This is a genomic window from Psychromonas hadalis ATCC BAA-638 (assembly GCF_000420245.1).
In the GTDB taxonomy this organism is placed as follows: domain Bacteria; phylum Pseudomonadota; class Gammaproteobacteria; order Enterobacterales; family Psychromonadaceae; genus Psychromonas; species Psychromonas hadalis.
Map to the genome: position 1 here is coordinate 1 of NZ_ATUO01000047.1, position 25,480 is coordinate 25,480.

Annotated in this window: 19 protein-coding genes and 1 pseudogene; 16 read left to right on the forward strand and 4 right to left on the reverse strand. The window is 37.7% G+C overall.

What is annotated here, in order from left to right; translation table 11 throughout:
• Positions 1 to 185: 185 nt before the first annotated feature.
• The 3 genes from G322_RS0107765 (at position 186) to G322_RS0107775 (ending at position 3,419) form a co-directional block, all read left to right on the forward strand.
• Positions 186 to 833 (forward strand): DsbA family protein, encoded by a 648-nt coding sequence (locus G322_RS0107765; protein WP_022941234.1) that lies wholly within the window; start codon positions 186 to 188, stop codon positions 831 to 833.
• A 470-nt stretch (positions 834 to 1,303) separates the two neighbouring features.
• The gene (gene yghU, locus G322_RS0107770; RefSeq protein ID WP_022941235.1) at positions 1,304 to 2,161 is read left to right on the forward strand and encodes a glutathione-dependent disulfide-bond oxidoreductase; all 858 of its coding nucleotides are present in this window, start codon (positions 1,304 to 1,306) and stop codon (positions 2,159 to 2,161) included.
• Between the two features lie 685 nt (positions 2,162 to 2,846).
• Entirely contained in the window at positions 2,847 to 3,419 is a 573-nt protein-coding gene (locus tag G322_RS0107775; protein WP_022941236.1) for a class I SAM-dependent methyltransferase, read from the forward strand.
• Positions 3,420 to 3,511: 92 nt separating this feature from the next.
• Here G322_RS0107775 and G322_RS0107780 read toward each other — a convergent pair whose 3' ends face one another.
• Positions 3,512 to 4,777: a cyclic di-GMP phosphodiesterase gene (locus G322_RS0107780; protein ID WP_022941237.1), complete on the reverse strand. Its 1,266-nt coding sequence runs from the start codon at positions 4,775 to 4,777 to the stop codon at positions 3,512 to 3,514.
• A 530-nt stretch (positions 4,778 to 5,307) separates the two neighbouring features.
• On the opposite strand from G322_RS0107780, the pseudogene G322_RS20200 reads away from it, so the two are divergent.
• Positions 5,308 to 5,580, forward strand: a pseudogene (locus tag G322_RS20200) (IS66 family transposase); the annotation flags it as partial.
• 140 nt (positions 5,581 to 5,720) lie between these two features.
• Here the strand turns inward: G322_RS20200 and G322_RS0107790 are convergent.
• Entirely contained in the window at positions 5,721 to 6,728 is a 1,008-nt protein-coding gene (locus tag G322_RS0107790; RefSeq protein ID WP_022941239.1) for a substrate-binding domain-containing protein, read from the reverse strand.
• 725 nt (positions 6,729 to 7,453) lie between these two features.
• On the opposite strand from G322_RS0107790, the gene G322_RS0107795 reads away from it, so the two are divergent.
• Together G322_RS0107795 and G322_RS0107800 are read left to right on the forward strand one after the other, a co-directional pair.
• Positions 7,454 to 8,272, forward strand: a complete 819-nt coding sequence (locus G322_RS0107795) for a TIGR01459 family HAD-type hydrolase (RefSeq protein WP_028866504.1) — start codon at positions 7,454 to 7,456, stop codon at positions 8,270 to 8,272.
• Between the two features lie 294 nt (positions 8,273 to 8,566).
• Positions 8,567 to 9,496, forward strand: coding sequence for a LysR family transcriptional regulator (locus tag G322_RS0107800; protein WP_028866505.1), 930 nt, complete (start codon positions 8,567 to 8,569; stop codon positions 9,494 to 9,496).
• Between the two features lie 89 nt (positions 9,497 to 9,585).
• Here the strand turns inward: G322_RS0107800 and G322_RS0107805 are convergent, their stop codons facing one another.
• Positions 9,586 to 10,473: a YjjW family glycine radical enzyme activase gene (locus G322_RS0107805; protein WP_022941242.1), complete on the reverse strand. Its 888-nt coding sequence runs from the start codon at positions 10,471 to 10,473 to the stop codon at positions 9,586 to 9,588.
• A gap of 9 nt (positions 10,474 to 10,482) precedes the next feature.
• A complete protein-coding gene (locus tag G322_RS0107810; protein WP_211217137.1) occupies positions 10,483 to 12,012 on the reverse strand; it encodes a YjjI family glycine radical enzyme in 1,530 nt (509 codons plus the stop codon).
• A gap of 1,232 nt (positions 12,013 to 13,244) precedes the next feature.
• Between G322_RS0107810 and G322_RS0107820 the strand changes: the two genes are divergently transcribed.
• From G322_RS0107820 to G322_RS0107865, 10 genes are all read left to right on the forward strand, one after another.
• Positions 13,245 to 13,520, forward strand: coding sequence for a hypothetical protein (locus G322_RS0107820; protein WP_022941245.1), 276 nt, complete (start codon positions 13,245 to 13,247; stop codon positions 13,518 to 13,520).
• Between the two features lie 393 nt (positions 13,521 to 13,913).
• Positions 13,914 to 14,174, forward strand: a complete 261-nt coding sequence (locus tag G322_RS0107825) for a hypothetical protein (protein WP_022941246.1) — start codon at positions 13,914 to 13,916, stop codon at positions 14,172 to 14,174.
• Between the two features lie 658 nt (positions 14,175 to 14,832).
• Complete coding sequence (locus G322_RS0107830) at positions 14,833 to 15,648, forward strand: DUF1338 domain-containing protein (RefSeq protein WP_022941247.1); 816 nt, start codon at positions 14,833 to 14,835, stop codon at positions 15,646 to 15,648.
• Positions 15,641 to 16,723: a saccharopine dehydrogenase family protein gene (locus tag G322_RS0107835; RefSeq protein WP_022941248.1), complete on the forward strand. Its 1,083-nt coding sequence runs from the start codon at positions 15,641 to 15,643 to the stop codon at positions 16,721 to 16,723. Before G322_RS0107830 ends, G322_RS0107835 begins: the two co-directional genes overlap by 8 nt.
• Before the next feature lie 25 nt (positions 16,724 to 16,748).
• Positions 16,749 to 18,287 carry an L-piperidine-6-carboxylate dehydrogenase gene (gene amaB / locus G322_RS0107840; protein WP_022941249.1) on the forward strand — a complete coding sequence of 513 codons (1,539 nt, stop codon included), beginning with the start codon at positions 16,749 to 16,751 and terminating at the stop codon, positions 18,285 to 18,287.
• Between the two features lie 416 nt (positions 18,288 to 18,703).
• A complete protein-coding gene (locus G322_RS0107845) occupies positions 18,704 to 20,494 on the forward strand; it encodes a class I SAM-dependent methyltransferase (protein ID WP_022941250.1) in 1,791 nt (596 codons plus the stop codon).
• A gap of 172 nt (positions 20,495 to 20,666) precedes the next feature.
• Positions 20,667 to 21,695, forward strand: a complete 1,029-nt coding sequence (locus G322_RS0107850; RefSeq protein WP_022941251.1) for a HamA C-terminal domain-containing protein — start codon at positions 20,667 to 20,669, stop codon at positions 21,693 to 21,695.
• A gap of 1 nt (position 21,696) precedes the next feature.
• Positions 21,697 to 23,958, forward strand: coding sequence for a DEAD/DEAH box helicase (locus G322_RS0107855; RefSeq protein ID WP_022941252.1), 2,262 nt, complete (start codon positions 21,697 to 21,699; stop codon positions 23,956 to 23,958).
• 42 nt (positions 23,959 to 24,000) lie between these two features.
• Positions 24,001 to 24,645: a DCL family protein gene (locus tag G322_RS20205; RefSeq protein WP_022941253.1), complete on the forward strand. Its 645-nt coding sequence runs from the start codon at positions 24,001 to 24,003 to the stop codon at positions 24,643 to 24,645.
• Between the two features lie 98 nt (positions 24,646 to 24,743).
• Complete coding sequence (locus tag G322_RS0107865; protein WP_022941254.1) at positions 24,744 to 25,391, forward strand: hypothetical protein; 648 nt, start codon at positions 24,744 to 24,746, stop codon at positions 25,389 to 25,391.
• Positions 25,392 to 25,480 lie beyond the last annotated feature (89 nt).

Here is a 25,480-nt window from a genome sequence, read left to right on the forward strand (position 1 = left end):
ACCAATCTACGTCGTTATAAAATTTCGACTTAGAATGACTAGGCTTCAATTTTATGCCTAGTATATCGGCACAATTTGCCTTGCTGACTTTGCATCTTGAAGTATCATGGGTATACACTGTTTCTCTGCACCGCATCGTGACTGACAAAGCACCTTGAAATAATAGAGCGATAAAGGAAAAGTAGATGAGTAAGGCCATTTTATATTATGTATATGATCCGATGTGCAGTTGGTGTTGGGGTTATCAAGTGACTTGGGATAAGTTACACGTTTTATTAAATCAACAATTCGCTACTCAACTGCACGTTCAATATGTAGTGGGGGGATTAGCACCAGACTCAGATGTAACCATGACAGAAGAGATGCAACGGTTTTTACAGGAAACTTGGTCGTCTATTCATGCGCAATTAGGTACACCTTTTAACGTTGATTTTTGGACAAACTGCCAACCTAAACGCTCCACCTATCCTGCCTGTCGTGCGATACTCGTCGCACGTCAACAGGGGCTGGAAAAACAGATGCTTCAAGCGATTCAACAGGGCTATTATTTGCAAGCTAAAAATCCATCGGAACTGGCTACTTTAACCGAGTTCGCCACGCAAATAGGGCTAGAGGCTGATACTTTTCAAAGCAGCATAAAAAGTGAATTGATTGAGAAGCAACTGCAACATGAAATCAGTATGGCTAGACAGTTACCCATTCAAGGTTTTCCATCCTTAGTCTTACACATAAATGGGCAAGACCATGCGCTTGAGTTGGATTACCTGCAGGCTGAAACCTCACTACAACAGATACAGTCCATAATCAACGCTGAAAAAATGCACTTAATATAAACATCGCTAAGGTCATTTAATGAGGCTGTGTGCTATCACTGGGCTTGTTTCCTACGCTACACGCTGACAAAAAGCACAAATAAAACGCTTACAACGTCAAAACCGTTGATAAAGCAAACTCTGCCCGTATTACGCATCAAAAGCTACGCTTTGTTTCGCACCGATTTTCACGCTATTTATGAGCAACTTTGTAAGCTAGGCGTTTATGTACGCTCACCGATGAACATAATGCATGACGTTTTGGTATTGCAGATAACGCACCGTTAAAATGATTAGAGCAATTATGTAACACGACCACCTTTCTACAAATAGTGAGATCATGAGGTAACATGGGTATATACGCCTCTTTTAATGCGTCAGATTGATAAGTTATTTATCGTATTGTCCATAAATGTGACCCATGTAATTTACTTTAGAAGACCTAATCAGCAGAATCACATTTACCCCTTAATCAACAGCAGAGAAAAATGATGAGCAATGAATATATACCCGCTAACGTTTGGGTTGATGATAGTAATAGCGATAATAAGTGGGCTAATATCAATCGTCCTGTTTCTGGGGCGACCCACCAAAAAAAACGACCTGTTGGTCAGCACCCACTGCAACTTTACTCATTAGGCACACCAAACGGACAGAAAGTAACGATTCTTTTAGAAGAGTTATTAGCGTTGGGGATTCAAGAAGCAGAATATGATGCTTACCTCATTAATATTGGCGAGGGAGAGCAGTTTTCTTCTGGATTTGTGGAGGTCAATCCCAACTCAAAAATACCCGCCTTAGTGGATAAATCGGCTGATGATGAAGTGAACGTATTTGAATCCGCTTCAATCCTGGTTTATTTAGCAGAGAAATTCGGCCAGTTTTTAGCTAAAGAGGGCGCAGCCCGCACGCAAACGTTTAACTGGCTATTTTGGGCGCAAGGTTCAGCCCCCTTTTTAGGCGGTGGATTTGGTCATTTTTACGCTTATGCCGATGAAAAACAACAATACCCGATCAACCGTTTTGCCATGGAAGTTAAACGTCAGTTAGATGTATTAGACAAGCAACTGGCTAAAAACCGCTATGTGGCGGGTGGAGAGTACAGTATTGCTGATATGGCTATTTGGCCGTGGTACGGAAATTTAGTATTAGGCAATTTATATGATGCCGCAGAGTTCTTACAAGTAGAAACCTACCGTCACGTTGTTCGTTGGGCGAAAATGCTTGCACAAAGAGAAGCGCTGCAACGTGGACGTATCATAAATTGTTCGTGGGGTGAAGAGTGGGAGCAAGTCCCTGAACGTCACAGCGCTGCAGATATTGATCAAGTGATAAAATTAGGTCGCTAATATTTTCAAGGTGGTTAAGTTTCATTCGCTCAAATAGCCGTTTAAAAAACATAAAGTAGGCATGTGCTTTCTGTTTTTTTCTGAACAAGCATGCACGGCATCGCGCTATCTTTTTATCTTTAACTTATTGGTTTTTATATCAACGATACCCATGATACTTCGAGATGCAAGTTGCCTTGCCCTATGGGGCTCAAGCTCGAAAATCAACCCTGCGTTGCAACAATCGGAAAGGGAATAACTATTACCTCACGGCAAGCGCATTATAAATATTAGCGAATACATTGATTGGTGAGTTTTTACACGTAAAAACCAATTAACCACGAAGGCACGAAGAAAAAAGAAGTTTAAGGTCACACTCTATTTTTTATTAAGCCTTTCTTGGTGTTCTCTGTGCAACGCAGTGGCTTCGTGGTTATGTTTTTTCAATCAAGTTTGTATGACTAGAATATCAGCGCTCATTTAATGCTCTAAATATGTTCAAAAAGCGTAATGCGCTTGCCGTGCATTGACGGCCTCTTTTGTACAAAAAACCTCAATTTGAATAGGGTGCTGATTCGTTACGTTTTTGTTTAATACCAATCCGGCTAAGTAACTGATCGTTTTTACTGGTTTAAGTCGGGTATTATGTTGCCATTAATGAAATGAATGGAAGGTATGGATCTCCTGCCTTTTTTGATGAGGTAAAATGAAAATAGAAGACAGTGGCATGCCTGAAGAATTATATTGGAACAGCTTATTCAATATTAAAAGTATTATTGATTGGTTGGACATCCCGGAGAAATCCACAATCGTTGAAGTTGGGTTTGGTTACGGAACTTTTACGGTGCCTATTGCCGCCCTCAGCCCAAAAAATACGCTTGTTGCATTCGATATAGAGCCCGATATGGTTGAAATTGCTAGGCGCAATCTCTCTAATGCAGGCCTCTCTAATGTTGAATGTATTTTACGTGACGTTCTAGCCGAAGGAACTGCTCTTGAATCGGAAAGTGTTGATGTTGTTTTACTTTTCAATATCCTTCATTTCAATGAAAGAAATCTTCTGCTTCAAGAGACATCTCGCATTCTCAAGAAAGGCGGAATCGTTGCAATTATTCACTGGAGAAAAGATATCCCTACTCCACGAGGGCCTGCTATCGAGCTTCGACCAGACATTGCTCAAATCATGAGCGCATCGGAAGGGTTAGAATTGGCTTTTCATGGTAATAGCAAGGCGCTAAAGCCATATCATTGGGGGATCCAACTAGTGAAAATGCCTTAAATAAAAAAATTGCAATCCTAAAATGTTTTCTCAAGCAGTTCGGAAACATTACAGCATAGAAAATCAGTTACGCAGGGTAGTTGATGTTAGTTTTAAATCGCCTCATCATCAAAATAAAAGTTAATACGGTCACATGGATTCAAATAGTCTTTGGCCTCTTGTGGTAGTTTTTCCACTGAAACAACTCTTTCTATTTTTAACTCATTTTCATTTATCTTTATGATCGGCGCTTCTTTCTTAGGAATAGCGGGATCATAAATAAGCACATTGGGTTGCATTATTTGGTTTTCAGTGACGCTGATGACCAAAGCAATCCGATTGTCTGAAAGTTGTACAACAGATCCGGGCGGATAGATGCCTAGTTTTTTAATTAATATGCCCAATATATTCTTATTGAGTTGCTTACTTTTGTTTTTATAGAGGTAAGAGAGAGCATAATTTGGGCTACGCGCTGGGTGCTTATCTGTTGGATTGCACATATTGTCAAATTCATTGGCAATGGTGACAATTTGCGTTAATAAATTGATTTTTTTAGCGCTTAATTTATTTGGATAACCACTGCCATCGAGATATTCATGATGCTGGCTAATAATTTCGCGTACTGGCTCAGGGAAATCGACAATGCTTTTTACTCTATCAACCCCATATTGCACATGCATTTTATAAAAATTATTTTCCGCAGTGGTTATTTCAGGTTTGTTGTTGAGAATATTGTCGGGAACTTTAGTTTTGCCAATATCATGAAATAGAGCGCCTAAACCGAGGTAATTTAACTCTTCCTTAGAAAGCTTTAATGCGTTGCCTAAAATCATCGCTAAAATTGCCACATGGAAAGCATGACTGTGATACTGGCCTCCTGTTTTACCGCTTTTTCCATGCTCCATTAAATGCAACACGCTATTGTTGCCACTCATTAATTTACTGCTAATATCTCCTATCAGAAGCTGGGCTTCTGCTAATGCTTCTGCTGTTTGATTTCCCATTTTTAAATTAATGGCTCGAACAGATGCTAGGGATTGATCAAAATCTTTTTGACATTTTCGTAAATTACGTAGGTATGATTTATTCTCTTGAACACGCTGCTCTTTTTCTTTCCATAATGCTTCGAGATAAGCATCGGCTTCACTACTGTCTTGTTTTTCTGGCGTCGCTTCAATCGTTGCGGCGGGGGGAGTGACATCACTTTTATCTGGATAATAGATAACATACTTCAAACCTAATGAGCGCAACACCTTGATCTGATCCTGATTTTTAATTTTAAAATTGCCAAAAACAAATGGGTGATTTACCCATGAGCAAGGAAGCTGAATATATAAACCGGGGGTAAGTCTATCCAGTGGCAGTTTTATTTTATTCATCTCTTATTACCAATTAAGTTGCTTATTCATCAATAGATTTATACTCAACCTACTTCAAGATACAGGAATCAGCAAGTCAATAAATGAAGCGATTCTGAGTCGTTACCGATAACGGTGGAACGCGCCATATTAGTGTTTGAAAAGCATATTGTCATTAACTAGAAACGATTATTTTAACGTACTTTAAAATATGTAAATTAAGATGCGATGCGTACTGAGATGAAAAAGGCGACTTATTTAGAGGTTAATGCTGATCATTTAAGGAGATTTTAAGAAAATTTGAACGGTCTTACAGATAGATCACACCCCTCAATCATATAGTTATGAAAACCTTACTTTTCAACCATTTAACAGATAGTTTATGTTGTAAAAATAGTAACTACTCAGCACCTATCTCACACTTTTGATGGCTTATAGAGGATCAAAAAAGATCGACTTGCTTGATCCTTTTTAGCCGTTACTCTAAATACTTTCCTCCTACAGGCGTAACCCGCAGAATGAAAGTAAATGGTATCGATATTGAAAGTAATGTTGAACGCTTACAAAACTATGAAGATGATGTGCTCAGGTTTATGGTTGATAGGGAGGTTCCTTTTACCAATAATCAAGGAGAAAATGACTTGAGGATGGCAAAAGTTCAGCAAAAGATATCCGGTTGCTTTAGAAGTGAATATGGTGCCGAAATGTTTTTTGGCCTCAGAAGCTACCTATCTAGTTGTAAAAAGCAGGGAGTTAGTGCATCTACAGCTTTAGCGTTATTGCTAAAGGGTATGCTAGCAAATATTTTTACCTCTGCTGAGTAGTTACATTTCATCTTCAATTCATTTTTATGAAACCCAATATTTACTTATGTGTTTTGATAAATTCGATTTTATTATTAAAACATCGCATTGCCAGTAAACTTGTTATTTTCTCATTAATATTGCCAGCCACCAGCATAAATTTACTTGGTACAAATATCATGATTTTGGGGAGTGCAATACGTTAGTGGCGTATAAAGGATTTTTTTATAATGTTGTTTTTTGACAATTTTAAGAAGTGTAAGTATTGCCTGTCTTCCCATTTCATAAGGACTTTGACCAATATTTACATGGGCAAGATTATCACTTAACATACTTAATTGGTTTTCTGATGCATCCGATATAATAAGTACGGTCTCATTTCGATTAAGTTTATCTTTAAACGGTTCAATCATCTTGCGGTAGTCGCTTTCATTATTTTGTGGCCAACCTCCAACAGCAACAAAGGCATCAACTTTATTCGGCTGTGTTTTCAAAACGGACTCTAGCTGTTTTACAGATCGGAGGATATCATCATAATTGAGTAACGGGAGACGGACTTCAGTCCAACCTAAATCGTTTACCAGCATTTTACCCGGTGATATTTTATATGTTTTTCCTGATAGAGCTGAACGCAAACCCATTATTCTTAAGTTTAAATTAGGTGAATCTGGTCGCCCAGTTTGAATCAGCAGTTTTCCTCCCTGAGGTTTTAATTTTTTTAGCTGCTCACCAAACGCCCTACCAAGTTCAAAATTGTCTGTTCCTATGTAAGCCAAACGCAAGTTTCCATATTGCTTTAGGGTAGCAGCATCAAAGTCGGAGTCATAAGTGACAATAGGAATGCCCGCCTTTCTCGCTTTTTGCAGGCTACTTCTGGCTAATAAACCAGACTCTGTCACGGCGATAGCAATGCCATCAACCCCTTCATTGATCAGCTGCTCTATAATTTTGTCCTGCTTTCTAACATCTCCCTCCTCAGGGCCACGGTATATGCACTCGACACCTTCAATTTCTGCAGCCGCCGCTATACAGCCGTCACCGCTTTTATCAAAAAAAACACTATAGTATTTTGGAACGACAGCAAATTTCAGATTTTTTGCGCTAGCAGGAAATACGCTAAATATTAAAAACGCTATGGTTAGCTTTAACAGATTATCTTTCATATACATTTATCACAAACCTCGAATTCTTGCGCTTAGTTAGATAACAACACGTTAAAACATCTTTGCTTACGACTGCCGTTTTTTACAGCGTTAATTTAACTCTTCATCGAAGAGTATCAAAGGGAAGTAATCAATGTATTGTAAGCCTCACACTTTAGGCTGAAAATGGTAAGCATGTTTATTAGGGAAGTATAGATGTACTGGGTTTTGAGCTTACCCTTTCTGAAAAAATCGATCCTGAACATGAGTTGTGGTTAGCCTAACGCTAAACACGGAAAATGTTCATTAAAGCAAAATCCATCAGTTGTTACTGATGGATTTTGTTATTTTTAATGCCTGTGTATATTGGGTTTTGATTACTTAGTCTTTACGCTGTTATCGTCTCAAACCTTCACATTGCTATTAACTTTAGCGAGCCACTTACCTAAGTTGAAAGCGTTGTGCGTCTTCACGACATCGAGTATATTTTTCAATAAATTCAGTTTTAGATAGGTGCTCATCCCCAAAAAAGAAACCACTACTGGTCGCAATTTCCTGATAATGCTGTTCAATCAAATCCAATACTAAATCAGCCTTTTTAAGCGTATCAGCGTTACAAGATTGCCCGTTGTCGAGCTATGACCCCTTAACCAAAATTAAAAAAGATTGCTCAATCCACTACCTTTTTTCTATAATAGTGAATTTAGCGACTTACCTTATCGCCGAACAGAACAGGAATTCTTGCAGTGAAAATGATTAATGGCCTTACAGATATAATCGATAGCTTTGATACTTTTATTTTGGATCAATGGGGAGTATTACACAACGGTGGAGAAGCATTTCCGCAAGCGATCCAAGCATTAACGTTTTTAAAAGAACATAACAAGAAAGTAGTTATTCTTTCTAACAGTGGTAATACCGGTAAGTTTTCTTATAGACGGTTACAAGACTCAGGTATCAGCCGTGATTTATATTTTGACGTATTAACATCGGGTGATCACATGCGTCACAACTTCAACTCAGGAAAATTTAAAACGTTAGGTAATAAAGCTTTGTTTTTCTCATGGGATGAAGATACTAGCGCGCTTGATGATTGCGGATTAATTGAGTCTAAGATTGAAGATGCCTCATTTATTCTCTGTTGTGGCGTTGAACGAGGTGGTCTTAGCTACTATATAGACGATTTAAAATTAGCTTATCAACGCAACCTTCAATTAGTGGTCAGCAATCCAGACCTTGTGGCCATGACGCCAGACGGCGCATTAAAAACCTGCCCAGGAACGATTGCAAAATTTTATCAAGAGATGGGCGGAATAGTTCACTGGCACGGAAAACCGCAGAACGATATTTATGAGATGTGCAATAAATTGGTTGGGGGATGGAACAATGCAATTGCCGTCGGTGATAGCTTAGAACACGATATAGCGGGTGCCAATACTGCCTCTATATCCAGTTTGTTTATTACTAGTGGCATTCACTCGGCGGAAATTAGTGATCAAAAAAGTATTGTCAATTTAAGCAACGCATTTTCTGTCCAACCCAGCCACTGTGCTGACTGGTTTAAAGTCTGATTTTAGCTTATTGCGAGGCAACGTGATTTAGATATACCCGTTACCAATCAAAATGCTGAATTTTGCATCTTGAATGATAACGGGTATAAGTGTGGGCAGTCATAGAAAAACACAAGAAAACCATAAACTGGTGCACTTAGATAATTCGGGTTAATGGCACTCATACTGCTGGTTACATTTCACCTTTTGAAATTAGCTATAAGTTAATCAAATAACTAATGATAGCGTTAGTTTTTCAAGCATAAAATGTTTTATAATAAGCGCCTATTTTATCAAAGCATATTTCTGGCCGTTATGGATCTTATTCAGCTTTCTCGTATTAACTTTAAACACCTGACGGTTTTGCATGTGATGCTTTCCACACACAGCGTTACCCGCAGTGCCGATATATTGTGTATGGGTCCGTCGAGTGTCAGTAAAACACTTTCACAATTACGTGTTTTATTAAACGATGAACTATTTTATCGTGATGGCACTCAGCTTATTCCTACCCCCTATGCACTTAAAGTCGGACCAACACTACATCTCATCATCAATAATATGAACGGCTTGCTCAATCAAACTGGCTTTGAGCCCCAACAGTTCTCTGGACGATTTTGCTTAGCGATGCGCGAAAGTACCTTTGAGATTTTTGCGCCTGCTATCAGTGACATACTCACGCAGCTAGCGCCTGATGCTCAGGTGGAAATTCATTCTAAGGAACAGTTAGGTTTTGATGCGTTATTGAGTGGACAAGTTGATGTGATTGTTTTGCCCCATGATAAAAGTCAGCCACCGAGCAATGAAAAGCAACTGGTTTGGGAAACTGTGATAGAAGATGAAATGATCTGCGTAATGCGCGCGGACCATCCGTTAGCAGAGAAAATATTAACTATCGAGCAATATCTGGCCTATAAGCACATTGGTATTTTCGACAAAGAACTCAAACAACCCTATTTTGAACAGTTGCTAAAGCAGCAACATCGAGGCAGAGAGATGGTTATTTCTGTCGCAGATTTTGGCAGTGCTGCCACTATTTGCATGCAATCTGAGTTTTTGTTCACTTGCTCTAAAAAATGGTTTGATGTGGCTAAACAAGCACAGGGCTTGATCGCAAAACCCTTACCTTTTGATTATGGGCAGGTCGCCTACAGCATGGTGTATAACAAGCTCGCGCTAAACGAACAGGCATTAAGCTGGTTATTTAGTCATATAAAAAAGGCGTTGAATAATACCAATCTCTAACTGTTTTATCGGTTGGTAGGCTAATGTACCTGCAATACAGTACCTTACCTTACAAAATTCTATTAAAAAGTAACTTATAAATATCAGGCTTAAGTGTAAACCGATGGTAGCAGGACTTCTCTGCCTAAACGCGCTACCAATTTTTTACTGAACATTAACATTTGTTGCTCGCTGCATTTATCCCAGGTTAAACCCTCACCGATAACGCCGTGATGCTGAAAGGCATTAAGGCGGATAATCACCTGTTGTGGCAGTGTGTTCAAATACTCACAAAGCGCATCTATTTCGCTTAGTAAATCAGTTTTGCCGGGAATATAGAGAAGCCGAACTTCATACAGTTTATTGTGTGCTGCTAATTGATTAATAGTCTGCATAACACGGTGGTTGCCTCGGCCTACCAACCATAAATGGGTGGCATTTTGCCATGCTTTTAAATCGATCATGGTGCCATCAATATAGGGCAATAGCTTGTTCCAACCTTGCTCAGATAAACTGCCGTTACTATCAACATAGCAACTAAGATGAGAAAGTGCAGCATTAGCTTTAACCGCTTTAAATAATTCCACCAGAAAGGCCAACTGCAGTGTTGATTCGCCACCAGATACGGTAATACCATTTAAAAAATGGCGATGTTGTGTGAGCAGTTCCAGCAACTGCCTGACCGAATAGCTGCTGGTTTTGGGGGTAGACTTGCTTGGACAGATATCAATGCACTTATCACAGCCACTGCAAAGTGCTTGTCGCCATTTTACTTTATTGTTCTCAACTGTCAGTGCGCCAGTTGGACAGGAAGCAACACAGTCCGCGCAATGATCACAATGGTTGATGGTATGCGGGTTATGGCAGCTAATACAATCGAAGTTACAGCCCTGTAGAAAAATCACAAGGCGGTTACCCGGACCGTCGACACAGGAAAAAGTCAGAATTTTACTGATGATTCCCTTTTTATCAAAATTAATGGTGTCGGATTGAAGCATCAGTTACTTTTATTCAACATAGCTTGGTGATGTTTCTAATGCGGCTACACGTGGTTTGCGCTTAAGAATAGCTGTATTTTTGGCCGCCTCAGCACCTAAAAAGGTAGTATTAGTCCGTGAGCCTTGGGCATCGAATTTGGCAATATCGGAGAGCTTAACCATATACCCCGTCACACGTACTAAATCGTTTGAAGCAACGTTTGCGGTAAACTCGCGATAACCCGATTTAAGTGCACCTTTAGCAAGATTAAACATAGCTAAAGGGTTAGCTTTCACAGTTTCGTCAATGGTTAAAATATCGCTGATCCCAGAGGTATAATATTGATGGTGAGCCACGGTTGCTTGCACATAAGCCACCGGATCTGGCTCTGACCCATAAGGTATACGCACACCCGGTGTCACATCTTTATCTAAACTGATGCCGCCTTGAGCATGCAATAACGCTTTACCGTGGTAACCATACTTCACATCCGTCGTCGCAACGATCTCGGAAAGTAGTTTAGAAATAGTATGTCCGAGCTGATTGGCAATATCATCATGACCATAACGCGCCTTGTTATCTTCTTTTTCCATCAGAATATTGACCGCCTCAGCCATACCGTAAATGCCAAACATCGGTGCGAATCTGTTTTCGGCAATAAGTCCCTCGGTGTTTAAGAAACTGTTAAAAAAGTTAGATTTCTCATGCAGAAATGCACTGCGCACATCAATTAAGTCAAACATAATGCGGCAGTATTCAGGCAATACAGTGTCGATAAAATCGGCTTTATGCTGTGCTTTTTTAGCCACCTCTTTTAAGTTGAGGCGTACCAGTGTATTTGATCCCCCGCCTAAAGGCAGGGAGTTGTAACAACTGACAATACCAAAGCCACTGTTATCATAAGCCTTTGCGTGTAGTGGGTAATTGGCAATATGTGGTTTGCTGCAAACACAAATATTGTTTGTCGCCTGACGCAGTAAATCATCGGGAGTGACTTTTTCATCGTACATAAAGGTTAAATTAGGCGCGATCTGTTTTAATTCAGCATCAACAGCCAAGATAGTACGGCAAATAATATTATCTGTTGGACCAATGTTTACATGCATAAACGCATCGGGCAGGGTGCGATCTAGCATTATCCAAAACAGCTTTATTTTTTGGTAAATCTGTTGCTCACTAAGATCACCAATGTAAGGCATCAGCACCGTATCAAGCTGACCAAGATAAACAGGAATAGAAGTAACAGAAGGAACATGATGATACAAAATAGTCAGTAAGTTTAACGCTTCATCAAAGTTGTTTGCCGCATCTAATTCAAGGTATTCAGAGCCTTGCGCTAAAAATTTGCCATAATCAGGCAGTACATAGCGCGGTTTGAACGGCGCATGGCCCTCAAACATATCACAGATAATGCCAGCATCGATCGCTTGTTGCGTTTTAGTTTCAATATCCAGATAAGGAAGGCTTGCTTCGGCCTCTAAGGCTAAATATTGCGACTTTTGTTTTGCTGATAAATTCTTATCTGTGATTATGCTGTACAAGCGCGCTTGCGTCATAATGAATCCCCTGTTATTTGTGTGTGTTTATTCTAAGTGAACCAAGAAATTTCTGTTAGTGAAATGAATGGAAAGACTTATTTCTATTTTGGAAATGTTAAGGGCTAATACAATGAGTGTTAAAGATGAGGACTAGGATTTGTACAAGTTGTTGTGGTTAGTCTGAAAGAGTCCACTGCACAATTTAAGGCATACGATACAGGAGGCTAATTCGCGACACCCTAAGATTCTAAATGGAAGTTATTGATTTTGTTGATATCAATATATGTCCCCGATTTATAATTAAATTTCAGTTTGTTATCACTGGTTAAATATTAACCGCTTCAAGTGTAATAGACTGTAATGTAGCGCGGTAATATAAGAAAGGTGCAGTAGATGGCTAGCCTCAATTAAGCTACATGGTTTACCGATACACCTTAATCAGAGTGAGTGGTCTTTTGTTGAAAATGAACAAGCATTTCAAGTGAGTGTGGCAGGAAATATAAAAGCCAATGCATTAAATATTTTGATAAAAGCTGCGCTTAATGGCCATGGTATCGTACGTGTGCCCTACGGTCTTGCAAATCAATTGATTCAATCTTAACACCTACATGCTCATTTAAACTGATACCATTGCGCTTAATATAATGATCAGGTTTTACGTAGGGTAAATTGCTAAGGTCAAGGCGCATGATTGAGTAATAAGCAAAACGGTCATTGCGTACTGTTTGACGAAGTCAAATAGAGCAGCGGGCTATTACGATTGAATGCAACGCTGGTATTAGTAATTTAAACCAGTAAAAACGATCAGTTACTTAGGCGGATTGGTATGATTATACCCGTTGGCGATATTTTCTCTGGGCAGTTTATCTTTCGCGTAGTTATCAATCCCCCAAAGTACGTGCTTTTATTGATTTTTTAGTGCAAGAGTTTAAACAGGATATCTACCTAATATCACTTGAATCTTAAGCTCAAATGTACAGTTCTGAGTGCAGTAATTGATTCATTCTCACTTTTATTACCATCAAATTGACACTAAAAAGTGTTGCTGGGGGGACTCTACTACTTTAACCATAATCCATCATTTATTAACGGAAGTGTAAATTAGTGTAAAGGTTGTCGTAGAACTTTGAAATAATCCAATAGGCGCACTAAGCTCTTTGAAAATGGATATTTTAAGGGAGCAATACTGTTAATAAACAGGTAAATGGATGTATTACAGAGGGAAAACATTCAACACCAATTTGGAATAAACCATGAAACTAGCCAATATATTACAAAATAAACCTAACCAACACGATACCTTAAGCATAATTGAAGCAATCGAAAGTGATTTTAGCGAGACCGATAAAGTATTAATTAAAGCCGATTGGGTGATGCAAGATACCGTCGCGAAGTTACAAGCAAAAAAATTATCAGAAGAAGATCGCCACATATTAATCAGCCAACTTAATGCAGCTATTACTTCAGTACAAATTCAGTTATATAATGGTAATAAAAGCGCACAAAATGACGATAAAATCGTCGCGTAATGTAGCAAAACCAATCTTCACTAATCAGCAAAAGGAACTTGCTTGATTTATACCAATCAGGATAAATAGCTGATCAATCTTACTGGTTAAAATAAACTACTTCATCGTTGAATATTTCGTAAAGGGAGCAACCCTTAAAGAATTAAAGTCTGTAATTTATTCTTCCGTTAGAGGATTAACGCAGTTAATCTCTCGAAAGGGGAAATATTCGCCTTGAATTACCTTGTTTTTCCTGCGTAATATTAGATCACATACTTAACCCGATTGGTATAACCTCTCATATCCCTCTGTACTATTTCTGCTTAACGCTAATGATGTGATCTAACCTGCTGTTTCAAAATGCCTATTTTGTAGTATGAGTATTAGGTAATTAAATCAAAAGAGACAAAAACTATGTCAGCTAAAAAGCATAAACGTAAAGCAGTGAAACATGTGGGTCAAGCCTACAAAAAAGTATCTACGCCTTCTTTGTTGCATCGTTACCCTAGACTAGGGTTAGTACTCAGTTTTGTGCTGCTGGTGGTCGGTATTTTGCTGTTAACTATCGGTTATGTTAGCAATGCAAGAGTTGGTTTAGCAATGATTTCACTGTTCTTTGGCCTTGTCTTGGGTGTTTTTTCTAATGCAGCTTTACCCCAACAGCGTTCGCATTAGCAAATAATGGTTTCTGGGTATTAATCATCAAAATGGCAATGTTGCTAATTGGAAAATTACAGCGTTGCTTTAATACTCTCTTTTATAATACTAATTGGGTGTAGTTCACCTCCCAGTGGTTAGTGGGTTAGTTGCCATTGAATGCAGAAAAATAGAATTTTTACCAATGATATGAACACGATTATTGAGACAAGCAGAGATCAAAGCGTACACACAACTCCCTTTCTATTTTATTGCTAAGTCATGCTTGCTTAGCAAGGTTCGACAGCGAATTATGCGTAGCATAATATCATACGCAGGTCGAAACTAAGCTCAACCAACACAGAGACGTGCTGTTTGAGCTGGTGCGTTATAAGCAATCAGGACGTGCAAGATAAAAAAATGGTAGGGCAGTCTTTCTTTTGGTTCCTTTTTCTTTGGCTGTTCAAAGAAAATGAACTCGCCAAAGGCGAAACACCCACTACAAAATAGATGACGCCCCCGTTAAGATACTTATATCCATTCTTTAATGGATATGTTTTTTATTGATTTAAATTATTTTTACTCGACTCAAAAGAACTACACCCATATTAATTGGAGCCTGTTTTAACGGGTAGTGGAAAAAGTTGGCTGTGCTGTCTATATTTTAACTAAGGAAAACTCAAAATAAGGAGGAAACATGATTTCTCTAACGCAGTTTTTTAATCAACTTTGGTTACAATATACACAGATTTGCCCACAAGCAGTTAGCATTCATCAACTCTTTGAAAAAGCAGGAGAGCCAATGGTTAATGACCATTTAGCCTTTCGTACTTTTGCTGACTCAGAGATAGCCATTGATAATCTACAAGAAGAACTGTTCACATTAGGTTATTCACCTCTCGATAACTATCATTTCAAAAATAAAAAACTTAATGCACGTTGTTATATTCATCAAAGTAGCCCCACTAAAATATTCATTAGTGAATTATTGTGGTTACAGTTATCGGATCAAACCCAAGAGATTATTCAGCCAATAATCACCCAAATTAGCGAACATATAAGCACATACAAAAACGTTAACTTGAATGCCGGACGTTTATGGCAGTTACCTGACTATGCAGATTATCAGCGCTTATTAAAAGAGTCAGAATACGCTGCATGGTTATCGGTTTGGGGATTAAGAGCTAACCATTTTACTTTATTTATTAACTATTTAAAGCAATACCCAAACCTGCAGTTGGTGGTCGATTTATTAGTAGAGCAGGGATATAAGCTCAATAATGCGGGTGGGATAATTAAAGGCACTGAGCAGGATAAACTAATTCAAGCATCCACATTGGCTGATAAAGTCGAGGTGATATTTGCTGATGCAGGGGCGCAAAAAATTAGTAGTTGTTATTATGAGTTTGCACAGCGATTTGAACAGGATAATGGTCAGCTATTTCAGGGCTTTGTAGCAAGTAGCGCCGATAAAATTTTTGAGTCAACTAATCAAGGATTTGCTAATGATTAAACGTGTATTGGTATTAGGTCTTGGGCGCATTGGTAGCCAAATCGCTTGTTTGTTAAATACCAACAAAAATTATCATGTCATTGGTGCAGATATTGATGAAAAATCAGTGCAAAAATACGCGCGATTTTTTAGCACAATGCGCCTTACTAACGATGATTATTCAACGTTGTTTAGCGACATTGATGTGGTTTTTTCTGCATTGAGTTTTAATGAGAACCCTAAAGTCGCATTAGCTGCATTAAATGCAGGTGCGAGTTATTTTGATCTCACTGAAGATGTGCGTTGTACTGAACAGATTAAACAGATCGCAAAGCGCGCTAAAACAGGCCAGTTTTTTATGCCTCAATGTGGCTTAGCCCCTGGTTTTATTGGCATTTTGGCGTATAGCTTTCGTCACCATTTTGAAAAGTTGGATAGTTTAAAACTACGTGTTGGTGCCTTACCACAATTCCCCTCTAATCAGATGATGTATAACTTAACCTGGAGTACAGCAGGGTTAGTGAATGAATACGCGAACCCCTGTGAAGCGATCAAAGACTACCAACGCACATTTATTGAGCCTTTAGAAGGGCGTGAAGTATTAACCATATCAGGCGTTAAATATGAAGCCTTTAATACCTCGGGAGGTGTGGCCAACCTATGTATTAGCTTACAAAAACAAGTGCGTGAGCTTACCTATAAAACCATACGTTATCCCGGACACTGTCAATTAATGCGTTTTCTGTTTCGAGATTTACGCTTAGGAGAAGAGGGCACTAGGCGCAACATGCTGATGAATATATTAGACAGTGCAGTGGCAACAACAGAACAAGATATTGTATTAATTTCAGTGGTTGCAACAGGTTACAATGCCGATAAGTTACAACAAATAAGCCGTACCTTTTTAATTCCACACAGCAGCCAACAAAGTGCCATTCAGATAGCCACCGCTAATGCAGCTGTCACCACGTTAGATTGCGTATTACAAGACAAAATGCTCCACACAGGTTTTGTAGAGCAAGAGATATTAGATATTGATACATTTTTAAAAAATCAATTTGCTAAACCCTATCGTGATGCCGAACTCAGCCGTTAATTTGTTTAATAAAAAAGGTGTGATTATGTTAGATATCAATATTCAAGCCGTTTTACAGAATTTATATAATAAACAGCAGCATTATGGCAGTGTCTATATTGGCCAACAAACGTTATATAGCAAACAAAATATTGATGTTATATGTCCAATTGATGGCAAGAAAATAGCCTCCATTGGTCTCTCAACGGCGGTGCAAATTGAGCAAGTAGTGGCTGAGTCGCAATCTGCATTTAAACAGTGGGAAGTCGTTCCTGCGCCACAGCGAGGGGAACTGATCAGGCAATTTTCAGTGCTGGTGCGCAACCATAAAACAGACCTCGCCAAGATGATTAGTTTAGAGGCAGGCAAACCCATCCAAGAAAGCCTTGGTGAAGTGCAAGAATTAATTGATGTGTGTGATTTTGCCGTGGGTTTATCACGCCAGTTATATGGGTTAACCATTGCAACTGAACGTCCAAACCATCGTATGATGGAACAATGGCACCCACTTGGTCCGATTGTTGTGATCAGCGCTTTTAACTTCCCGATGGCAGTATGGGGTTGGAATGTTGCACTCGCCTTAGTGTGTGGTAACAGTGTTATTTGGAAACCTTCATGCCAATGTCCGTTATCAGCACTGGCTTGTCAGCAATTATTAGTACAAGCACTGACCGCATTAAACTATAACCCTGCGATATCCAGTATCGTGTTTGCGCAGCAACAGGGGGTAGAGCAGTTGGTTGATAATAAAAAAATCAAACTGGTATCGGCTACTGGGTCGTGCCAAATGGGTCGTGCAATAGGCATACGAGTGGCTGCAAGAATGGGGCGGACCTTGTTGGAACTTGGTGGCAATAACGCATTGATTGTTTGTCCTAGTGCTAATTTATCATTAGCGATTCGGGCTATTACCTTTTCTGCGTTAGGTACGAGTGGGCAACGCTGTACAAGTTTACGCCGATTATTTATTCATCAGAGTTTGCATGCAAATATTATCGAGCAATTAAAAACCGTTTACCAAACAGTAAAAATTGGCGACCCCTTCAACCCAGAAAACCTAATGGGGCCGTTAGTTAATCAAGTTGCCGTGGACACAATGTTAACGAGTATAGAGCAAGCTATTGCAGAGGGGGGAAAAGTGATTTGTGGCGGTGAAATAATAACTAAAGCCGATAGTGGCTTTTATATAAGACCTGCTATTGTACAGATTTCAAGTGATGCAAGCATTGTACAACAAGAAACCTTCGCACCCCTATTATACGTGCATAGCTTTGACTTATTAGAAGAGGCGATCAGCGCACAAAACAGTGTTTCTCAGGGGTTATCCTCTGCAATTTTTACAGAAAACCTGCAAGAATCTGAGCTATTCCTGAGCTGTATAGGCTCTGATTGTGGTATCGCAAATGTCAATATTGGTACCTCTGGCGCAGAGATAGGTGGGGCTTTCGGTGGTGAAAAGGACACCGGTGGCGGACGTGAAAGTGGCAGTGATGCATGGAAAAACTACATGCGCCGAGTCACTAATACCATTAATTATGGCAATGACTTACCACTTGCACAGGGCATTAGTTTTGACATGCCATAAGAGAGATTTGGCCCTTTCATAGATTAATTACGTTAATCCTCTAGCGGTAGAATTAAATTAAAGATTTTAATTCTTTAATTGTTGTTCCCTTTACGAAACTTATAACGAAGAAGTAAGTTATTTTAACCCGTAAAATAGACCCGCTATTTATTCCGATTGCTATTAATAGTTACCCATGAATGTCGTCAAAGGTAATCGATAATAAATCTGATATCTACTTATTATAACAATCTAATTATTTTGTGAATAATCTCGTCATCTTTTTTTGTTGTAAATCATCATTTCCTCTAAAATTAGAGCATTAGCAAATAAAACCAACCACAAAGTGCTACTGTTAATCTCATCATTTTTATGTCTTTATATAGTCTAGAAACATAAAATAATGACACATAACGATTAGAGGCGCAAAGGTAACCATGTCAGCCAATTTCTATAATAAAAATGCCGATCAACTCGCCGAGATGTACCTATCAAAAACATTTGAGCAGATTCATCAGCCTTGGCTTGAATACTTAATACCTGTGTTAAATAAACCCAATGCGCGAATTTTAGATTTAGGTGCGGGCTCAGGGCGAGATAGCAAATATTTAGCAGAGCAAGGCACGGCTAACAATATTCATGTTACCGCAGTAGAGCCCGCACAAATGTTGGCTAATCTAGGCAAAAAACACACCCAAGGCCTAAACGTAACTTGGCTACAAGACACACTTCCTGATTTAACGACCGTGACCAAACAAGAGGTCAGTTATGACTTGATACTACTCAGCGCCGTGTGGATGCATATCCCCGACTCGCAACGTCAACGCTCATTACGCAAATTGGCCAATCTACTCAAACCCGGTGGCAAACTGGTTATCTCACTACGCCATGGCCCAAGTGGTGATGAATTCAGTAATGTGCCACGCCGCATGTTTGCTGTGTGTAGTGATCAACTTATTCAGATGGGTAAAACATTTGGGCTATCAGTTTTATTAGAAACAGAGCTAAATGCAGATGTTCTCGGCAGGACAGAAATAACATGGCAAACCGTGGTGTTGCAACTGCCAGATGATGGCAGTGGTGCATTCCCCTTTATCCGCCATGTTGCACTTAACGATGGTAAATCAGCAACCCATAAATTGGCTTTAATGCGTGTTTTATTACGTATCGCAGATGGTCATCCCGGTGCGGTTATTCGCCGAGAAGATAATCGTGTGATATTGCCTGTTGGGCTGGTGGCTTTATACTGGGCACATCAATACAAAGACTTAATTGACAAACATCAGCTGTTTCAAAGCCCCAATAAAAACATCAATATGGGATTTATGAAAGCGAACGGTTGGCATCAATTAACTCAGCTACAAGCCTCTGATTATCGTATAGGAAACTTGTTTAGTGGTGATAATGCAAAAGCGATGTTTAAGATGCTTTCAGCCAGTGTCAGTAATATTAAAAACATGCCCTGTAAATTTATCACCTACCCGAACAGTGAAAAGAGCGTGTTTGAAGTGCACAGTAAAACCGTTCGCGCTAAAGACAGTTTATTTTTAGATCTCACTAGCTTAAATGCCTGGGGTGAGTTTTCAATACCGGAGCATTTATGGATTGCTTTTAGTCGCTACGCTTGTTGGATTGAACCAGTGTTAATTTCTGAATGGGTGAAAACCATGGCCGGTTATCAGGGTAACAAACAATACCAAGCACCCGAACAACAGCATAAATTATACACTGCGTTAAATTGGTTAGAAGCCAAACGCAGTACCACTGAGGTACGCAATCGTTTTGATAATTTACAAAAAGTAAAAGGTAATCAGCATAACTGCGTGTGGACAGATAAAAGCTTAAAACAACAATACGCGATAGATCACTGCATGCCCTTTGCGCGTTGGCCTAATAATGACCTATGGAATTTATTACCCAGTGATGTGACGGTGAATGGTCAAAAAAGTGATCACTTGCCAACAGAATTAAAAATGAAAAATGCCAAACAGCGTATTACCGATTGGTGGTCAGATGCATGGCTGAATGAGGCCAATGAAAGCTGCCTTGATATAAAGAAGGAGAGCCTTCAGCCCAAGGTAAGCAGCCACAGTCAACGTTTCTTTGCGGAGGCGAATATTGCCTTGCCCGGTTTAGATTCAAGTAACCATTCTGTTGATGATTTGTTTGAAGCGCTGCTATTACAAAGAGGGCGTTTGAAAGAGATGCAACAGTTGAGGGAATGGTGAAGAACAAGTGTAATAATGTGTAATCGTAAGTTGATGGGGTTTTCTGTAATATATTTCGGTTAACTTTATGATTTTAAAAGATGTAAGGTATAGATGTCCTTTTTTTCCTATTTTAAAACCTTTCTATTAGTGTTTTCGGTGACGTTTATAATTTTAATGGAATTAAACAATTATGAGTAAATATTTTAATTCAGACTCAATAATAACAGAGCATATTTCAGAGGCTCAGTTGAAAGCTTACTTTGTAGGGTTTGATTTTGGCGTTTTTCGTTATGAAGCTTTAACTAATAAGATAATGGAAGCGATTGTTGATTTTGCTTTTGGTTGCCATGAAGGGATATTAAGTACGTATAAATTAGCCGAGTTGAGAGACGCTGCCCAGTTAATATATAAAATTGAAGAATATGATCCTAATAATAAAAATCACCTCAAAAAAGGGAACATACCTTATAAAAATGCCGAAGAATTTAAAGAGTCAAGGTATTACAACCGGGGGGAGTTTGGGGAGCTTATTTTACACCTTATTCTTAGAGATTTTATGGAGACGACTCCTTTACTATCAAAAATATTTATGAAAGATTCTACTGGAATTACAGTAAAAGGCTTAGATGCCGTTCATATTGGTCGCGATCTCTCCGACCCAACAAAGAAGTCATTGTATTTAGGCGAATCCAAATTACATAGAACAGGAGAAACTGGTGTCAAAGAGCTTTTAAAGGATGTCAAAGAGCATTTTAACCGTAATTTTTTAAAAGGAGAGTTTCTCTTAATCGGAAATAAAAAAAACAATTTTTTGCCAATAGATGAATACAAAGATAAAAATACTATTGATGACTATAAAGAGTTTATAAAGGAAAAAAATTACTGGTATAACAAGTTAAAAGCGGTTCAAAAAGGAGAAGAAAAATTACAGGATATTTTTTCTTCTGTGACAATACCAATGATTTGCACTTATACATCCGCTCTCTTTGAAACACATACAGACGAAAGTACAGATGAATTTAAAAGTGAATTCAAAAAAGAGATCGAATCTTTACAGAAAAAATTTCAAGACGGTGTTGAGTTAATTAAACAAAATGCTACGGTAGGTGAGCCAATTGCAACAGACTTAAATATCATTTTAATGTTGTTTCCAATTCCGGATAAAAAAATTCTAGTGAAAAAATTACACGAAAAATTATCTCATCAGCAAAGGGCTTAAAATGGATTTTGACAAGATAATAGAAAGACTTTTAAAAGACGAAGCACTTTCTTTTAATGAAAGCTTTTTAATTGCAAGTACTTGCTCTATCTATTTGGACGATAAAAATTCTGAAAATGATGGACGTCGTATTATCATAAATATACTAGAGCAATTAAAAAAAATACCTTTAGAGACTTATGAAATATGGACTGATTTGATTGAAATTGCAGGATTTTATCCATATTTAGAAAAAGAAAAGAAGCATTTAAAGCTAACTAGTATTCCAGCAAGAGTTAGAAAGGCATATCATATTTCTAACAATTTAGAAGGAATGTATTTTCAAGAAGAACAAAAATATCTTTTAGATTTATTGAGTAAAGACAAAAATGTAGTTGTAAGTGCACCAACTAGTTTTGGAAAGAGTTTGTTGATTGAAGAGATTGTCGCTTCTAAAAAATACAAAAATATAGTCATTATTCAACCAACCCTTGCATTATTGGATGAAACTCGACGTAAATTACTTAAATATAAAGATAGTTATAAAATCATTGTCCGCACATCGCAAGAGCCGTCTCCAGACAAAGGCAATCTGTTTTTATTAACAGCAGAAAGAGTGTATGAGTACCTTGAATTTCCACATATCGACTTCTTAATTATCGATGAGTTTTATAAGTTAAGTGGAAAACGAAAAGATCCACGTGCAGATGTGTTGAATAGCTCGTTTTATAAACTTTACAATAAATTTAAATGTAGATTTTATCTCCTTGGTCCTAACATTGACGGAATCTCAGATGGTTTTGAAAAGCAATACAATGCAATTTTTTTTAAAACTGATTATAGCCTTGTTGATTGTGTCGTTAAGGACATTTTTAATTCCAAAGGAATCCCTTATATAGGTAAGGCCAAAAGAGAAAAATTATTTGAATTGTTAATAAGTAAACTCGACGAGCAAACAATTATTTTCTGCGCATCACCAGATGGTGCATTAAAATTGTCTATTGAGTTCATGTTGTTTTTAGAACATAAAAATATGAAATTCAATGAGGTAGATGTTCCGCTTACTGAGTGGCTTTATGAAAATATTTCTAAAGAATGGGGGTATATTCCATTATTGAAGAATGGAATAGGCGTTCATGTGGGGTCATTACCAAAACATATAACGTCATCAGTAATCGATTACTTTAATTCTGGTAAATTAAAGTTTTTATTTTGTACAACAACAATTATTGAAGGTGTCAACACGAGTGCAAAAAATATGGTTTTTTTTGATAATAAAAAAGGAAAAAACATAAAAATTGATTACTTTGATTATGCAAATATAAAGGGTCGTTCTGGAAGGTTAATGATTCATTATACAGGCAATATGTATAATTTTAATCTAGTTCCCGAGAAAACAAATCTTGTCATAGATATCCCATTTTTTGATCAGAAATCAATTACAGCAGAAGTGCTAATTAATCTTAAAAAAGAAGATGTTATAGACAAAGAAACCGACACCTATAAATTTCTCGAATCATTGTCAATACAAGAGCGCGAATTATATGCAAAGAACTCGATGCCGATTCATGGGCAGAAAGCCCTCTTTGATTATTTAAAAGAAAATTATATTGAAAATTCAAGCTTATTTAATTGGACTTCATTACCTACCTACGAACAGTTAAATTTTGTTTTAGATAAGTCTTGGGAGTTTTTAAAGGCAGATGAGGAAAGGCTAGATCCCATTCTCTCAGCAAATCAATTATGTAGAAGTACGAACAATTTTGTAAGGAATCAAAAAACATTAAAAGGGATAATATTAGCAAACATTAGTGAGCATAAAGTAAATAGAGGTGAAATTCAAAAGCATCTTAAAGATGGAAATTATGAAATTTCTAAATGGTTACGGGGCAAGCCAAAATCATATGGATGTATGAGTGATAATGAATTAATTCACCTTTCTATCAATGATGCTCTTAAATTAAAAAAGAATGTTTTTGAATATAAATTACCCAAATGGTTGAAAACGTTTAATTCAATACAAGAAGCTGTTTGCAAGCATTTTGGAGATAAAGCTGGAAATTATCTTCATTACGCGAATATTATAGAAAATGACTTTATGCAAGAAAATTTAGCAATACTAGCTGAGTTTGGAATACCAAGTAGTGCAATTAGTAAATTGCAAAAGTATATACCAGACAATATGAATGAAGATGAGATATTAGGTTTTATTAGCTCTAGAGGTCTATTGAATAAAGCAAATCTTATTAACTATGAAAAAGTAAAAGTAGAGGAGAATCTTTAGTTTTCTAACCCCACATTGAAACAACTTAAATTAAGGATAAATATGGCCAGTCATAAAGTTATTTTACCGAGTCAAATATTTTCGTCTAAAAAGGATGCAAAAGCATTCTTTAAAACTATGTTGAATACGTATATTGATGGTGAGGAGATAACTGGTTTTGATGATCAATTGCTTTATGAATTAGTCCAAAGGCATCAAAGTTTAACTATGAAACGAGGTGTAGGAATAAAGGGTTTTTATAAAGATAAATCTCCGGAATACAAAACAAGCTGTTTTCACTTAGAACGCACAGACGGAATTAAAACTGACTTTTCTTATCATCGCTGCATAGATGCAAGTAATCCCACATTGGATCAAGAATTTTATAACGCATGTCGCTATGCAGTGTCAGAGAAGTTAACAAATAGAAAAAAAGAAATATTTGATAACGGACCTGTTCATTGTGTTAAAACTAATGAATTATTGGCATTTGATACCTCCGAGTATAGACATACGATCCCTAGATTTAGAGACATCGTGAGTGAATTCAAAAAAATTGAACATATTGAATTAACATCAGATATTTTTGTTGATGATGCGGACATGCAATACATTACAAAATTTTCTGATAATTCGCTCGCTATAAAATTTGATAACTTTCATACAGAAATTGCAAAATTAGAGTTATACAAAAAATATGAGAGATAAAGGTATTACCTATACAGTAACGCCATTTTTCAGTTTTAATTAGCCAATATTATGAGGTGGTTTTCACCTTTTTTAGATTAATCATCAAGGATTCAGCAATGCCGAATACTGTTACTGTCAATTTTCCTATCGATCAAAACGAGCAAGCCAAACAATTAAAGGCTGATCACCTGCTTCCTCAAGATGTTTACTTAACAATTGCTTCGCTGATAGAAGGTAATTTGGCAAAACTTAAGAAAATGAAAAATGATAGCGAGATGCTTGATGATATTGATGACTGCCGTGCACATGAAACTATCTTAATTGATGGTGGCCGCGGGGTTGGTAAAAGCTCTGTGTTAGTTAATTTAGAAATGTTCTTAAAAGACTTAGGGTGTAATAAATCAGGCTTAAAAGCAGAGGATTTATTAATACTAAAGCCGGTTGATCCGACTCTTGTTGAAAATGGTGATTCGTTACTGCTTAATATTATTGTTGCAGCTTTAATGCGTAATAAGGAAGTAAGGAGGAAACTAGATAATAGTGATTACAGATCAGATGCCTTTTATGAACAGTTACAAAAATTAGGCTGTGCGTTAGAGGCTGTAGAAACTAGAGATGTAAAGCATGGCATTGATAAGTTACGTTCCTTTATGGGCGGGCACGGGCTTGCTCAAGAGATACATAAACTATTTAAAGCTACATTGGAGCTTACTGGCAAAAAACTGATTATTTGTAAGCGTCAGGGCAACCACACCTTCATCTAATTTCTGATCTCAGTTATGTTATTTTCAAGTCAAATAAAAGGAAATAACAATGAAAATAACGCGCAACGAAACACAATGGCAGACCCTAG